We start from the raw sequence: 14,111 nt of genomic DNA, 5'->3' as shown, positions 1-14,111 counted from the left end.
TTAACTATGCTTACTTTTTTGACTCGTTGCCTTATACGGTCTAGTGTGGAGATCCAAACTTCAGATACCAATTTCTTAGTTTCGCGCTTTGCAACTGGCATAACGGCAATCTACAGCCCCCTTAGCTTTCGCTAAGAGGGCGTTTAAAATTAATCAGCAAATAACGAGGGGTCTTTTTTGGGCTTTAGTGGAATGATCGCCTGGGTAACCTTTGGCGCAGTTGATTGTGTCTGCCAATCAATCAGTCTTGGTTCATCGCGCTCCCACGAAAAATTCACGCGTGGCACGCGGCTTAGTGTAGCTAACCAGTAAGTTAACACATACGGTAAACTAAAAAGTGGCAATTGTGAGCCTTGAAAATAACGAAATAAGCCCACGTGAATCACGGCTGTCACACAACTGAAAAACAAAATCGTGCGCGCATTGATTCTTTCGGCCGAAGCTGAAAGCAATAATCCTGTTAAGCCAGAACAATAACTTAAATAGCCATACTCCCATGGCATATCTGAAAAGCAAAAATATGTAATTAAGGTGACAAGAACACAGCCGGCAAAGAAAAATAAGCCGCGGCGAAAATCAAAGGCCATCACTAAAAAAACCAAGGCCAGCCCGGCCCAGGCATTAGAAAGAAAAAAAACATGCGAGGCCCCGAGTAAGCTTGCGCGCACCAGCCGAAGCGGCAGCAATACGCCCTCCCAGGTGGTTAACAGCGGGATTCCGTCTGCCAGAGTGAGACCTCCCGAGGCAAGAGCTATGATCCACATAATCAGAATATAGGGAGCAAAATTAGGCCCAAGTTTCCAGTGCTGCAGGATCTCATAAAGCGCCTTTACTAAAAGTGGCAAACACACGACTCCCAGCGTATACAAAAAATAAAATGAAACCGCATTTTTAAAAAAGATCCCCATGGTAATACCGAAAAAAAGACCATTGATCGTGATCAACTCTTTAATGGCTCTGGGAGTACGATAAAATACCCCGTGGGCGTAGCCGGCAAGTGATGCTAGAGCCGCCATGGCAAAAACCCTAGGGTCAGCAACTAACAACATCAGAAAAATCACCGCACCAAACAAAGGCTTTGTAAAACAAAACGAATGCCCCAGTGCCTGCAGGTAATCCTGCGTATGCACAGTGAGTACCTGCAATCGCGATCGCAGAGTTAGGGTTTCAGCTTTTATCATAAACTGACCCATTCGCCGCAGACCATGGTTTTATCACCCCAGCTGAGCACGCGCGGGCATTCGGATCTGACAGCGAGGAGCGCACCAAAACCGTCGCGTCTATGCGGCTCATACCAGATACCAAAGGTCGAATCAAAAATTCGCGCCGAGCCATCCGGCTGTTCGAGCAGACAAACTTCGTGATACACGGTTTTAGAGCCGATCCACGGAAAAAACTGACCGTCTTTTTTTTGCGGCAATTTTTTATTCCAGTAGGTTTTCCAGTGATTCGTACAATCCTCGGTAAAACTAAAAAGACCGATTGCCGGATGCACAGCGTGCCCCTGGGCCTTAAAAATTTCGCGCGTCAGCGCCGAAAAAGCACCGCAATCGATATATTTTTCTTTGACCAACTCACACCAAGAAATTGGCCAAGGGGTCGGGCCCCATTCGTATTTATCAAATAACCAGACCGGCGTTTTAAGCTGATACTGAGATTCAGCCCGGCATTCCATAGATCGCGCCATCGACATAAACCAAAGGCGTGCCCGGTCACAGCAATCACCGTCATGATGCATGATCGTCGAAGAGCCGTGTTCTAACCATTTTTTATAATGTTCTTCATTTTTAACCGCGACCAAATTCATAACTCATACTCCTCTCGTAGGCTCCCGCATCTCCGAAGACAATCAGATCCCCGATTTGCGTATCTTCAGGAATCTTGACACCGTAACTTAGAATGTCATCCTCCATGCAAATGCGCCCTAAAATACGCGTGCCGCCTTTTTCCAATGTCTGCACTGCAGACTTAGCCCCGCTTTGATGCTGAAAAAAGATCCGGTGCGGATAATTGTGGGCCAGCGGAAGTTCAGCCACACTCGCATCAACAACAATTTCTTTGATTTTACCTTTGGCTGAGTGGCGTATATCTAATACCCGCGACACCAGAATCTCGGCGTCTTGGGTTAAAGCACGCCCCGGCTCAAAATAAATACCTTTAACATTTTTAAGCCACTGCGCTGTACATTCCTGCACAACAGAAAAATTTAAGTCTTTAAAATCCTGCGGAAAAAAACCACCGCCTAAATCTAAATATTCAACTTTTACTTGCGTCAGTTGTTCAAGGCTGTGACACCAGGTAAGCACTGACTGAAAACTTTCGCTCCAGCGCTGAATGCCGATCGCCCAGCTGGCCATATGAAAGTGAAACCCCAGCGCCACTTTACCTTTGACCGAACGGATGGCCTGAACCAGACGCTCAAATTCTTCAAATTCATCAACTGCCACGCCAAAACGCGAAGCCAGCTGCGGTAAGCGAATACGCAAACCTAAACACTGGGTAAGATTTGGGATTTTTGCCGATCGTTCGAACTCTTCGATCGAATCACAAAAAACCATGTGCAATCCTGTTTGTGGCGGCTTAGTACTTGGCCAGAATTTTCCCGGTCCGTTTAGAATCACCCGGTTTGCTGGCACACCCAGGTTAATAACCCGCTCAATTTCAGCCTGACTGATACACTCTAGATAAAAATTCTTTTCTTTTGCACAAAGTAACTGGGCATCTGTTGGGCTGGTCTTTACGCTGTAGCCAATGCGAATTTCAGGGGCGGCTGAGCGTTCATAGCGTGACGGAAGTGTGACATGATCAAACGATGCCTGCGACCAGTTTGAAAGTAAAATGCGCGCCGGCGTTTCGCCTTGAAACTTCTGTACCTGCTGAAACACCTCGTTTTTATAGGCTAACGGCATCGGCGTTTCAGCTTCTAATGTCGGTAGATTAAGATTTTCTTTTAGTTCGTCATCTTTGATTGAGTCTTTTAATTCAGGAAGCGAAACTGAACCTTTTCCCTTACCTTTACCGCCGTGTGAGGCTGACCAGGTCGAGATCAATTGCGAATCAACAGCAAACCCCATCCCTACTTCTTCTTTCGCTGGCACTTCATGCACGACCCGAACAAAAAACGGATAGGCTGATTTATGCTCACAAAAATCTTTATTCAATACCGCTGACACCATTCTTGCCGGCAAATTATATCCGGCAAGGGCTGCCCCGTAAATCCAGGCAGGAAAGCGCGGATTACACTCGATAATCCATTTTTTTCCATCTGGATCTTTGGTGTATTCAAGCTCGCCACCGCCAGACCACTGGGTCTTTTGTACAACTTGTCGCAATTGCTCGGTGGTTTCAGGATCAAGTTCGTTCACCCGGCCCCCCCAGGTTTTACCCTGCGCTGTTATCTGGCGTTTTTCCATGTGAACCGCACCGAGCAGGCGCCCTTGATGCGCACAAAAAGCGATAGATTCTTCACTGCCGGTAATATGTCTTTGTAAAAATAGTCGCGGCGTTTTCCAGTTACGGGTCATGGCATCGCGACTGCGCAAAAATGAACTCCAAGAAGAGATGGCACTGGCATCATGGTACGGACTTTTTAACCAACAGCGCCAAGAGTGGTGCCGCATAAAAGCATGAATTTCGTCATCAGGTGCAAGGGCCGACATATGATCAGCGATATAAAAATCCATATTGCTAAAAGCCTGCACTTCAGGTTTTTCAGTGAGTTTGATGGCTTTTTTACCCGGTGCAAATAGATTTGGATGCTCGCCCACATTTTCTTGCAGCCAATGCACTTCCATATCCAAGGACGAAATCCATAAATGGCCCTCATCAAGCAGCGAGCGAATATGATTTGTATGGCGCTCATGATCTATCTGATGCCACTGCGGAAAAAGTAAAACATCATTTAAATAATCATCATGCAGGCCAGAACTCCCCTGCCAGTGATCCACACCAATAAGATTAATTTCTGGAAAAGCTTTTCTTAAACAGCGCGCAATTCCGTTTCCGGGAAACGGGCTCTGACCCGAGTGCATTCCACTGATATATATACTTTTTGAATTCATAGATTATCCTTGTCATGATTTTTTTCAGAGCGTCATATTTGAAGAATGACCATTTGCAAAAGCCATTCTCAACTTCCCTTGCTATTCAACTTGCGAAGAACAATAATAAAAACGATTTTGGGGGCTAATATCCACACACGGGTAAAAAACTACGCAACGAAAGATTTTCCACTTATTACGCAAATTCATCCCATGGGTTGCGGTGTTGCGTGCGTGGCCAGCCGCTGTAACATCACATATTCACAAGCATTGAAAGCTTTTAAAACACCAAAGCTCGCGTGGACGCGCGGAATCTACTGTAAAGAAATTGTTACCGCACTAAGAAACTCAGGACTCGAATATAAATTCGAACGTTTTGCTACGCATAGGCACAAAAAACACCTCGCTAAAGCGGGCACCATTATTTTCACACGACCCTCGTTACAATATCCGAGTGGGCATTATTTTATCCGCACAAAAAACGGCTGGATGAATCCGTGGATAAATTTTCCGGAAATGACACCGGCAAAAGCTGGGATACAAAAAAACATGGATCAAAAGATCAGCTATGTTATCTTTGAACCTCTTTATTAGAAAGAACGATCAGTGCCTCGACAATTTTAGCCAGCGGCTGCTCCTTTGCAACGGATAGACGTGCAGCCCGCGCCCAACTTGCCGGAAGCAGCTCGCCTTCGTTCCACGTAGCCGTATCGCCCTCTTTTACTAATAGCTGGTCGCCGTGTGCAAGTGGCCATTTTTTATCAGCCATTTGCCAAAGAAAATCGGGATAGATATCGGAATGCCATTCGCCACCGATAATTTTACCGTTCACATCAAGTTCCAGATCGTACCGAAATTTTTTGGCCACAACCAGATCAAAGGTTTCATTATCAAATTGTTGTTTTACCGGAGGTGCTTCGTCTTTGTAGGTGATATCCATTTCAATTCCCACAACCGAGTGCGTGCCTTTGGCCCGGAACTTTTTAAACCGATCATTGGTAAAATCAGCAATCGGTACTTTTGCATCACTTAAGACAGTCGTTGATTGACTCGTGATCGGGTTAAAATAATTGTAGCGATAACTGGTGACGACATAATTCCATACTTCTTTGTTGGCATACGTATCCATGACAAAACTTTTTTTATCAAAACCGAACTGATTAACCACCGCCAAATGCCAGGTCGCAGGATTTGAGTCTTGGCAATCAGGATTAATGGCCCGCCCAGATGCTCCTCTGCGAATGACTTGTTCATAACAGCGCCCTCCGGCAAAAACCTGCTTGGTTTCAGCTTTAGCCCAGAGCAAAGTGATTAAGGCTTTAATATCGGATGGATAAAAAGGAATAATACGCCCGTCAGCGACCCGCACATGCACTACTTTAGTTGGCCGCGGTACACTCATGGAAGCTGGCGCCCAGCCATGGCAGATCCCAAGCCACTTAGGAACCATACCATCACTGCCGATATTTTGTTTTCCTTTGTTGAGCATCCTGCGGGTGAATTCAAAGTTTTTACTACCGATCAACAGATCATATTTTTCAGCCGGCGAGATATCTCCGATATCAGCGGCTCTTCCGAGATTCTTCAGCATGTAAGCGTTATTTACCCGAAAATCGAACGAAAGCGGATAAGCGGCATCACCGTAACGAAAAGCTAAAACCCCTAAATACAGCGGCCAATAACTATCTGACCAGGGAGCCACCGCCATCGTATGTTCGGTTAGGCGCATGGCCTCCATCTCCTCTAAGCGGTGAAAATACACACTATCGATAAAATTCGATACGCGGTCATTATCTCTCGGGGCAGACTCGGGATAGAAGGATTTACCCTGGGCTAAAATGGGACACAAACATAAGATAATAAGTAAAAAGTGTTTCATTTAGCGCAAAATGTGCAACGTACATACCGCCTAAAGCTGTAAAGCCATATTTGTCACTAGCTGCTTCTTCGTGGGGTGTATTCGAAGTTAAGAGCTTTAAACGCGTCAGGAAATTGCTTTACTCCTAGCTATTGGAGAAAATCATATGAAAGCACAATTCCCGTTTGTTAAAATATCGCCGATCCTAGCAGCCGCAGCCTTAACCGCAACCTTTATGACGGCACCGGCATTTGCCGATAAAATGCCGAAAGTACCCCCGCAACAAGCAGAGGCTCCAAACGCACTGGAATCGCGTATTATTTCTGAAGTGCTGACTCAGTTTTTTAATTCTTTACGCAGAGTCAATGTCGATTTTCAGCTTAACTCGTTGATCATCAGTTCTGATAAACCCACTACCCGCGATGTCGTGGTAAATGCCCAGGCGTATTTTGCAAAAGATATCACGGTAGATTTATTTCAGTCCCCGACGGATCTGATTAAAAACACTGATGCAATTATCCCGCGTATTACTGTGGATGCCAAAGACCTTTTTGCAAAAGGAATATACCGTGAATACCCGACTGCCAACGGCCCCGTCGTTCAGGGTAGTTTGGATTTTGCCAATTTTAAAACAGGCAAACCTAGATATGTAAATATCAAAGCTGAAAACGACTTAATCCCGAATATTTTCTCGATCACTTTACAAAGCGCAAAGCTTAATATTAAAGACGGCCAGGTTCGCGGCAGCTGTGAATCAGAGAAAAACTTAACTGATATCCACACCGGTAAAGTCAAAGCTGTAAAAATGATCTGTGAAATCAGAGGTACACTTAATAACGGCGAATACTCACTAGAAGTAAAATACGTAGATAAGAAATAATTCATGAAAAAAAACTTTGTGTTTTTATTATTATCTGTAGTTTGCACCTTAAGCTTGCTGCTGATGCAGCCGGCTTTCGCGGGCGTACTAAACCCTGAACCACAGGATGCAGCCTACCCGAAAACGGTACCTGCGCCTAAGTGGTTTAACTCATGGGCCTATTACTTAACAAAAAAAATCGTGGTTGATATCGATAAGACAATTACCGATATCGGATTACGACCGGCGGTTTGCGGCTTTAAAGCCTTAGATCAAAAAATCTATTACTACCAACAGCTTGGCCAATGCTTTTTTAATGCTTATTTACAGTACCGCCATAAAACCAGCGAAAAAATTATAATCTACAGCTGGTTAAAAGATCAGTCCGGAAAAAATGTTTCGCAAACACCGATGAAGATTATCTGGAACAGACCGGATCAATCCCTTTGGACAACGGTACGCCAATATGTGCAGTTAAAACTTGAAGGCACCTGGTTTGAATCAAAAACACCGGTTTCAATGAGCTTTCTGGCAGGCTCATTTTCACTGTACTTTCCGGATGAAGAACTATTTAAAACTATCTTAAAAAAATCGGTCATCGCACAGAAGCTTGGTCCATTTGCAGATGTGACCGACATTATCCGTGCTACGCATTTTGAGTTAAACAACAGCGGCCAGCGATCTGAAAAGAATTATATGATCTATCAGGGGCATTTAACCGTACAGTTTCGTTCGCAGGATCAAGTTGATATTGATTTAGAAACTGATCTGAATCTGGCTAAAATGCAGCGCCCATTTTATGTCCATGGCAGCACACAGTGGCAGGCACAAGGCCATAACCCGCCAGTTAGGAAGCCGTAATGAAGAAGAACCTTTTACTGTTAATCATTACTCTTTTAAGCACCCAGGCCGCCTTAGCTGTGGGCGAGCATTGCTTGATCAAACCTAAAGAGATCGCCACCGTGGCACAGCGGATATTTAAAGCCAATAAAGAAGAAGGTGAGTATTTTCCCGAACAATCAATTATTCAAAACCGCGCCGAGAGCAAAGTAAACTTTAAAAACGGATCTTTCAAAGCTGAGCGCGATATTACCTTTGAAGGCTATTACCGCCCGACAGAGTCGACCTGGTTTTCAATTTTACCGATTCCGTTATTTGTGGCGCAGTTAGACCGCGACCGCAATATTGTTTATATCTGTGCCCATAATGAAGGTGATCCTGAAAAAGACTATGTGATTATTTACTTTTTAAAAGGCTACAAACTTTCAAAAACCAAGTTTGGAACGTTTATCGGAGATCTATTATTTAGCTCGCTGGAAATTGATGCCATCAATCTTCTGCCGGTCGGCACGATACCATTTAAGCGCTTTTTTGATGATGCCGGAGAAGTGGTTCCGTTCGGATCGATTGTATCAACGCCGATTGCGGTGGTTGAATACCTGCAGAATTTTGTCGCGAATATCTTAAATTATTTTGTTGGTCTGGGCGTAGAGCGCATCATAGTACGCGATGATCACGTTCTACTTGAATCAAAAATTGATCTGAACAATCCGCAAGAGGCCAGGTTTTCGCGAAAAATTCCGTTATCTCCAGAAAAGTAGCGGCGTAAACCTTTTTTAAAAACTAATTACCTTTACGTCCGCCCCATGACGGGCCTACGTTTGAGTTATTTTCATTGCGCGGTTTTTTATAGGAAAACTTACCGAAAGACTCAGAGGTACCTGCTTTATTAGCTTCAAGTTTACGTTTAGTCAGTTCAAGGAGGAGTTTGTTTGTGGTAGCCGTCTTTTTCATAAAGCTATGATTAACACAATACTATTGATTCGCTACTAGAATGTGAACGCTCCCCTGGTTTAAGCACATTACTGGTCAATTTTTATACGGCTTTAGCTGCGTTTAGTAAGTTTTTTAAGTTGCTCCTGATACTGGGCCACCACATTCGAATTTGCCCGGATCTTTAACGTCAGTCCTAATTCGTTATAACTTTCGGATAAAACCCTGACCCGGCTGCGAATATCACCGATAATCTGCCCCTGAACAAGATACGGAATAAACAGCTCTTCATCAACCATATCACTTTCAAAATAACTTAAGATCTTTTCCCGCAGGTGTTTTAGATCCTCCGGGCTGCGGGTTGAGATGGCGATGGCCTCTGGATACTCGCTGGCCAGGTTTGCCTGTTCTTCGTCAGTTAAATTATCGCGTTTATTTAGCACCAGTAAATGCGGAACATCCGTGGCCCCGACTTCGGCTAACACTTTCTGCGTCACTTCCAGCTGGGTGCGAAAAGATGGATCGGAACTATCGACGACATATAAAAGCAGCGATGCGTGTAAAGCCTCGTCGAGAGTTGATTTAAATGAGGCCACCAGATCATGCGGAAGCTTTTTAATAAAGCCCACCGTATCTGATATTAACAGTTTAGGACGCGATTCGGGATACAGCGGACGAATGGTCGTATCTAACGTGGCAAATAGCTTATCGGCCACGAGAATGTCACTGCCGGTAAGGGCCCGCATAAGCGAAGACTTACCGGCATTGGTATACCCTACTAAAGCGACCGTGAGCTCCTGACTGCGTCTGGCCCGGCGCACATCGTGCTCATTACTGATTGCACTTAATTCTAGTTTAAGTTCTTTGATGCGGTCGCGGATTTTACGTTTATCCAGTTCTAGGGCCGACTCACCGACACCTTTACCGCCGCCGCCCTCGCGGTCATCTCCCCCGCCCGTTTCGCGCAGGCGAGGGGCCACGTAAGTTAAACGGGCGATTTCAACCTGCAGACGCGCTGTTTTGGTTTTAGCATGACGACTGAAGATCTCGATAATAACACCGGTACGGTCTAAAACCGATACTCCGGTCGCACTTTCTAAGTTGCGCAACTGTGATGGCGATAGATCACAATCAACAATGACGATATCAGCTTTTTCGGTAATCTCGTTAACTGCCGCATCGCTTTCTTCGTAAATCTCATCGCTGTGATCGGCCTCAATAGTTTCTTGCGATTTTTCTTCTTCCCACCTAAGAGCAGCTTTGGATTTTTTACGTTCAACCAGACTTGCAACTTTTCCGGTTCCCCCGGTCCAACGGGCGAGCTCTTGCATTTTACCGTCACCCAAGATTAAGGCCGAACGATCGCTGCTGCGCTTTTGCGTTACTTGTCCTACGACCCGGTAACCAAGGGTTGTCACTAAGCGGGTTAATTCATTTAAAGAACTCTGCAGTTCAGCGTTATCTATTTGTGGAAGCTGTATTCCAACTAAAACTGCTTTAGGTAAGTCTGCTTTTTTCGGGATGGTCATGCGGGCAATCTAACAAGCTTTACCCGGAAAAGCTATAGCCACGATTCTCAAACTGAGAAACTGTTTAACCTGACATCCAGTGACTAAGGCTTGGACGAAAATGATACAGCAGACCAAGTTTATCAGCTTTCAACAGGCACGGTTCTAGCTTCAACTTCCCCGGGACGACTAACTAAAGGGGAAATATTTGAAAAAAACTATCGCGCATTTACATGCTGTCGAATCAGACAATATCACCACATCTAATGTTGTGAGCTTTTATGATCACTACACCAAAAAAGCCGAGACCGAGCTTTTGTATTTACGCTCGCTGATCGAGCAAAACCAACCGGCCCTGGCAAAGTTGCGCCTGCGATACCTTTACTACGAAAATCTGCGCTTATTAAATGAGGTGATGCGCCAGCATTTAAATTCACAAGAGGCCATGAAAGCCGAATACAGTGTGCTGACAGTGCGAATACTACAGCACATGCCAATGTTTTTTCAGATTAGCTGGATCAAACAGATGCTAATACGCTTTCCGGAACAGAGCTGGCTCGCCGATTTGCTTAAAGAAAATTCTAGTGAGACAGCTTAGGTATGGTATAAAAGAGATGTATCTAGGCTATTAAATCTAAGGAGATATGATGAAACAATCGATACTGATTTTCAACGGAAGTCCACAAGGCGCCCGCAGTAACTGCACAAGGCTCATCAGCATTATTGCAACATCATTTTCTAAATCACAGACCGTTAAAGTGATTCACTTGAGCAAAATAAAAAACATCTCTTCTTTATATAAAGAGATTAACAAAGCTTCGGGATTTATCTTTGTCACCGGTACCTACTGGGATTCGTGGGGGTCACCGCTGCAGCGGTTTTTAGAAGAAGCGACTGAGTTAGAAGGTACAGATAGTTTTACCGGAAAACCTGCGGCCGTGTTTGTGTTAAACCACTCCGTCGGCGGTAAAGGCGTACTTTCACGCCTGCAAGGTGTGTTATCAACTTTTGGCTGCCTGATCCCACCGATGAGCGGCATGGTGTATTCGTTAGTCACAGCGCTGGCCCTAAAAAGCCCGAAGGCTAAAAAATACCGGGATGATTTCTGGTCGCTAGATGACATCACCCTGATTTTAGAAAACTTTAAACTCGCGTTGAGCATTAAAACCCAATGGAAAACCTGGCCGGTTGACCGCAAGAACTTTCGCGACCAGTGGCTTTGAGCTACACTACTTGCCGTTAGCTTGTGGGCTTAAGCACAAAAAGGCCATCAGGGATTTTTTTAAAGACCTAATCTTTTAAATTCTTGAAGAGTGACAAGGGTCACTGTCTCGGTTGAAAAATCAAAAACAATTTTAATTTCGTCTTTATTAAGCTGTTTTTCGACCTGTTGCTTTTTAGTAGCAAGACTGATTTCGATGGCTCCGTAATCCGTGCCCTCGCGTAAGACAAACTCCTCAATCAGGGCGTCAAGGATTTCTGGCGATAATTTTTCTTTAGGGACTTCGATCGGTTTGAGCTTTTCGGCTTGGTTTTGCGGGTGCATGCAGAGCATGTTTGCACGCGTAATTCGCACGGTCAAACTTATCAAAGCACAAACAAGTATTATGTAACGCACAAATATCAGTTTTTGCCTTAAAAACAGTGCCAAGCCTTTGGAATTTTAGCTAAATTATTACCTTTAGAGGTTAACTTATGTCTCAAGCTCAAAAGCCGCAATTTACTCCACCTACTGATGTAAAATCAGTGTTAGCCATGCACAAACGCCCGAAAAAAGCCGTGATCACAGCCGGTATGCCGTACGCCAATGGCCCGCTGCACTTAGGCCACTTAGCCGGAGCACATGTTCCCGCAGATATTTACGCCCGCTGGATGCGCATGTTAATCGGCGCTGAAAACGTTTTATTCGTTAACGGTAATGATGATCACGGTTCAACTTCAGAAGTTGCGGCGACTAAAGCCGGAAAAACCATTCGTGAATTTATCGACACTATTCACGAGCAGCAAAAATTAACCTTAAAAAATTACTCTATCCAAACCGATGTGTTCACCGGAACTTCGCGCCCTGAGACCTACCCGTTACACGAAAAATTCTCGCAGGATTTTTTACGCCGTCTGTACAAAAACGGCATGTTAGAAAAACGCGTTACCAAACAATGGTTTGACCCAAAAGCTAACCGTTTTTTACAGGACCGCTTTGTGCGCGGCACCTGCCCTAATTGCCAAAGTGTCGAAGCGTATTCTGATGAGTGCGACGCCTGTGGCGCAAAGTTTGACCCCAGTGAGCTTAAAGATCCGCGCTCGCAGTTAACCGACGCAACTCCCGAATTGCGTGATACCGCCCACTGGTGGCTTAATATGTGGAAAGTGGCAGATCCGTTAAAGTCTTGGATTGATAGCAAACAAAAAGCCTGGCGCACCGGCGTAGTCCAGGAAGTGACCAACACGGTATTAATCGGTTGCCGCTTTGAAAACACCCACGAAGCCGCATACAAAGTGATAAAAGATACTTTGCCAAAGCATAAATCGCGTTATGTTCCGGGTAAAAAAGTTGAATGTTTATTTGAGAACAAAACAGATCTTGCAACCGCACAATCGTTACTTGAAGCCAATGGCATTCCATCGGTAGCCACTGACCACTGGGCTTACCGCCCCATTACCCGCGATGTTTCTAACGGCATTCCGGTGCCGCCAGAGATTGACCCTGAAATGCAGGGTAAAACACTTTATGTATGGCCTGATTCATTGATCGCCCCGATTGTGTTTTCGCAAGTGGCCTTAAAACAATCTGGCCGCGACCCAGAAAGTTATAAAGATTTCTGGTGTGATCCGGAAAGCACCGTGGTGCAATTCTTGGGTCAAGATAACGTTTTTTTCTATGTGATTATGCAAGGCTCGATGTGGTTAGGCCAACAGGCCAATCCGCAGGCCCTGCCTACGAAAACTGATTTACAGATGACAGAAATCTTAAGTGTGTTTCACTTGATGGTGAACGGCGAAAAGATGAGTAAATCAAAAGGCAATTTCTATTCAGGCGATCAACTCTTAGAGATGGGTTATACGTCTGAACAGATCCGTTATTATTTAGCAATGCTAAGTTTACCGGTCAAAGCGTCGAATTTTGATTTTGCGCATTTTGCTGAACGTAACAAATTTTTGGCAGGCCCGTTAAATGCGGCGATCGAAAAACCGATCTCTGCCTGTAACGGTAAATTCGGTGGTGTGGTTCCGGAAGGAAAACTCATCGGTAAAGCCGAAGCTGAAACAGTTAAATTAGTTCAGATGTACTTACGCTCGATGCAAAAAGGCGATTATTCAACACTACTTGGCCAGATTGAAAACTACGCCCGCCAGATCAACAGCTTATTCACCCAGTTTAAACCGCACGATGACCGCGGGGTTGAGGCCGATCGCAAAGATGCGCTATTTACCTGTTTTTACGTGTTAAAAAACTTAATGATTATGCTGGCGCCTTTTGCGCCAGAGACGATGAACGAAGTTCGTAAGACGTTAAACTTGCCAGAAAGCGTAATGCGCGCCGATGAGTTAGGTACAGGACTTCCAGCAGGTCATAAGATCAACGCCAAGAGCGTGTACTTCCCAGCAGTTGCAGATGCTGAGAAGACTGAAGAGTAATTAAAAATTATTTAATACAACGATTTGGATTTGTTTCAGCTTCGAAGTCGATCACTGCATCTGAATCAAGTCCAACTTTTGTGGCACAAAGAAGCTTAACACAGGCTACCGAGTTACAGAAATCTTTGTTGTACTGAACTTTAAAAGAATATTTTTTGTTAACTACACCAAGGTATTCACCAACCTGTGGATTAGAAATGCCGTACTCGGCCTGATAAGTTACAAGCTCATTTTGCACCAAGCTGCGTGCAGCTTCATTGGCGTTAGCCACGATATTAATTGAAAATAATACTATTAAAATTACGCCGATCAGATTCATAGACTACCCCCATAAGGCACTTAGTAAAGTTTTAAGCGTTATACCTAAATTCGAACACAATTTCTGTAAAAATGACGATTATTCCCCACAACTGGTATTTTGCTGGAAATTTTACTGT

Annotated in this window: 15 protein-coding genes; 7 read left to right on the top strand and 8 right to left on the bottom strand. The window is 44.6% G+C overall.

The features are described from left to right. Positions 1 to 149: 149 nt before the first annotated feature. The 3 genes from AC04MM_RS04005 to AC04MM_RS03995 are packed head-to-tail and all read right to left on the bottom strand — an operon-like array spanning position 150 to position 4,061. Complete coding sequence (locus AC04MM_RS04005; RefSeq protein ID WP_475379025.1) at positions 150 to 1,181, bottom strand: urea transporter; 1,032 nt, start codon at positions 1,179 to 1,181, stop codon at positions 150 to 152. Continuing rightward, the gene (locus AC04MM_RS04000) at positions 1,178 to 1,807 is read right to left on the bottom strand and encodes a hypothetical protein (protein ID WP_475379024.1); all 630 of its coding nucleotides are present in this window, start codon (positions 1,805 to 1,807) and stop codon (positions 1,178 to 1,180) included. The genes AC04MM_RS04005 and AC04MM_RS04000 overlap by 4 nt, the downstream gene beginning before the upstream one ends. After that, complete coding sequence (locus AC04MM_RS03995; RefSeq protein WP_475379023.1) at positions 1,788 to 4,061, bottom strand: ATP-grasp domain-containing protein; 2,274 nt, start codon at positions 4,059 to 4,061, stop codon at positions 1,788 to 1,790. The genes AC04MM_RS04000 and AC04MM_RS03995 overlap by 20 nt, the downstream gene beginning before the upstream one ends. A gap of 45 nt (positions 4,062 to 4,106) precedes the next feature. Here AC04MM_RS03995 and AC04MM_RS03990 point away from each other — a divergent pair, with 45 nt between their 5' ends. Next, a complete protein-coding gene (locus AC04MM_RS03990) occupies positions 4,107 to 4,634 on the top strand; it encodes a hypothetical protein (RefSeq protein ID WP_475379022.1) in 528 nt (175 codons plus the stop codon). Here AC04MM_RS03990 and AC04MM_RS03985 read toward each other — a convergent pair. Continuing rightward, positions 4,612 to 5,919: a hypothetical protein gene (locus AC04MM_RS03985; RefSeq protein ID WP_475379021.1), complete on the bottom strand. Its 1,308-nt coding sequence runs from the start codon at positions 5,917 to 5,919 to the stop codon at positions 4,612 to 4,614. The two genes, AC04MM_RS03990 and AC04MM_RS03985, sit on opposite strands and share 23 nt — an antisense overlap. Before the next feature lie 145 nt (positions 5,920 to 6,064). Between AC04MM_RS03985 and AC04MM_RS03980 the strand changes: the two genes are divergently transcribed. The 3 genes from AC04MM_RS03980 to AC04MM_RS03970 are packed head-to-tail and all read left to right on the top strand — an operon-like array spanning position 6,065 to position 8,358. Continuing rightward, positions 6,065 to 6,778 (top strand): hypothetical protein, encoded by a 714-nt coding sequence (locus tag AC04MM_RS03980; protein WP_475379020.1) that lies wholly within the window; start codon positions 6,065 to 6,067, stop codon positions 6,776 to 6,778. A 3-nt stretch (positions 6,779 to 6,781) separates the two neighbouring features. Next, a complete protein-coding gene (locus AC04MM_RS03975; RefSeq protein WP_475379019.1) occupies positions 6,782 to 7,618 on the top strand; it encodes a hypothetical protein in 837 nt (278 codons plus the stop codon). Further along, positions 7,618 to 8,358, top strand: coding sequence for a hypothetical protein (locus AC04MM_RS03970; protein WP_475379018.1), 741 nt, complete (start codon positions 7,618 to 7,620; stop codon positions 8,356 to 8,358). Before AC04MM_RS03975 ends, AC04MM_RS03970 begins: the two co-directional genes overlap by 1 nt. Before the next feature lie 22 nt (positions 8,359 to 8,380). Here the strand turns inward: AC04MM_RS03970 and AC04MM_RS03965 are convergent, their stop codons facing one another. Together AC04MM_RS03965 and hflX are read right to left on the bottom strand one after the other, a co-directional pair. Next, positions 8,381 to 8,551, bottom strand: a complete 171-nt coding sequence (locus tag AC04MM_RS03965; RefSeq protein WP_475379017.1) for a hypothetical protein — start codon at positions 8,549 to 8,551, stop codon at positions 8,381 to 8,383. Positions 8,552 to 8,643: 92 nt separating this feature from the next. After that, on the bottom strand, positions 8,644 to 10,059 hold the full coding sequence (hflX, locus tag AC04MM_RS03960; protein ID WP_475379016.1) for a GTPase HflX: 1,416 nt from the start codon (positions 10,057 to 10,059) through the stop codon (positions 8,644 to 8,646). A 187-nt stretch (positions 10,060 to 10,246) separates the two neighbouring features. Here hflX and AC04MM_RS03955 point away from each other — a divergent pair, with 187 nt between their 5' ends. Further along, positions 10,247 to 10,636: a hypothetical protein gene (locus AC04MM_RS03955; protein ID WP_475379015.1), complete on the top strand. Its 390-nt coding sequence runs from the start codon at positions 10,247 to 10,249 to the stop codon at positions 10,634 to 10,636. A gap of 49 nt (positions 10,637 to 10,685) precedes the next feature. Next, entirely contained in the window at positions 10,686 to 11,261 is a 576-nt protein-coding gene (locus tag AC04MM_RS03950) for an NAD(P)H-dependent oxidoreductase (protein WP_475379014.1), read from the top strand. Between the two features lie 59 nt (positions 11,262 to 11,320). On the opposite strand, the gene AC04MM_RS03945 is transcribed toward AC04MM_RS03950, so the two are convergent. Continuing rightward, on the bottom strand, positions 11,321 to 11,689 hold the full coding sequence (locus tag AC04MM_RS03945) for a YheU family protein (RefSeq protein ID WP_475379013.1): 369 nt from the start codon (positions 11,687 to 11,689) through the stop codon (positions 11,321 to 11,323). Between the two features lie 44 nt (positions 11,690 to 11,733). Between AC04MM_RS03945 and AC04MM_RS03940 the strand changes: the two genes are divergently transcribed. Then, the gene (locus AC04MM_RS03940; protein ID WP_475379012.1) at positions 11,734 to 13,674 is read left to right on the top strand and encodes a methionine--tRNA ligase; all 1,941 of its coding nucleotides are present in this window, start codon (positions 11,734 to 11,736) and stop codon (positions 13,672 to 13,674) included. A 7-nt stretch (positions 13,675 to 13,681) separates the two neighbouring features. Here the strand turns inward: AC04MM_RS03940 and AC04MM_RS03935 are convergent, their stop codons facing one another. Next, complete coding sequence (locus AC04MM_RS03935; protein WP_475379011.1) at positions 13,682 to 13,993, bottom strand: hypothetical protein; 312 nt, start codon at positions 13,991 to 13,993, stop codon at positions 13,682 to 13,684. Between the last annotated feature and the right edge of the window lie 118 nt (positions 13,994 to 14,111).

Source organism: Bdellovibrio sp. SBM16 (assembly GCF_056175625.1).
The sequence above is the reverse complement of the archived record's forward strand: the minus strand, read 5'-3'. Positions and strand labels throughout refer to the sequence as shown.

Bases quoted from the DNA above. Each gene is read 5' to 3' on its own strand.
- AC04MM_RS04005 (WP_475379025.1), bottom strand. From the start codon at position 1,181: ATGATAAAAGCTGAAACCCTAACTCTGCGATCGCGATTGCAGGTACTC.
- AC04MM_RS04000 (WP_475379024.1), bottom strand. From the start codon at position 1,807: ATGAATTTGGTCGCGGTTAAAAATGAAGAACATTATAAAAAATGGTTA.
- AC04MM_RS03995 (WP_475379023.1), bottom strand. From the start codon at position 4,061: ATGAATTCAAAAAGTATATATATCAGTGGAATGCACTCGGGTCAGAGC.
- AC04MM_RS03990 (WP_475379022.1), top strand. From the start codon at position 4,107: ATGACCATTTGCAAAAGCCATTCTCAACTTCCCTTGCTATTCAACTTG.
- AC04MM_RS03985 (WP_475379021.1), bottom strand. From the start codon at position 5,919: ATGAAACACTTTTTACTTATTATCTTATGTTTGTGTCCCATTTTAGCC.
- AC04MM_RS03980 (WP_475379020.1), top strand. From the start codon at position 6,065: ATGAAAGCACAATTCCCGTTTGTTAAAATATCGCCGATCCTAGCAGCC.
- AC04MM_RS03975 (WP_475379019.1), top strand. From the start codon at position 6,782: ATGAAAAAAAACTTTGTGTTTTTATTATTATCTGTAGTTTGCACCTTA.
- AC04MM_RS03970 (WP_475379018.1), top strand. From the start codon at position 7,618: ATGAAGAAGAACCTTTTACTGTTAATCATTACTCTTTTAAGCACCCAG.
- AC04MM_RS03965 (WP_475379017.1), bottom strand. From the start codon at position 8,551: ATGAAAAAGACGGCTACCACAAACAAACTCCTCCTTGAACTGACTAAA.
- hflX (WP_475379016.1), bottom strand. From the start codon at position 10,059: ATGACCATCCCGAAAAAAGCAGACTTACCTAAAGCAGTTTTAGTTGGA.
- AC04MM_RS03950 (WP_475379014.1), top strand. From the start codon at position 10,686: ATGAAACAATCGATACTGATTTTCAACGGAAGTCCACAAGGCGCCCGC.
- AC04MM_RS03940 (WP_475379012.1), top strand. From the start codon at position 11,734: ATGTCTCAAGCTCAAAAGCCGCAATTTACTCCACCTACTGATGTAAAA.
- AC04MM_RS03935 (WP_475379011.1), bottom strand. From the start codon at position 13,993: ATGAATCTGATCGGCGTAATTTTAATAGTATTATTTTCAATTAATATC.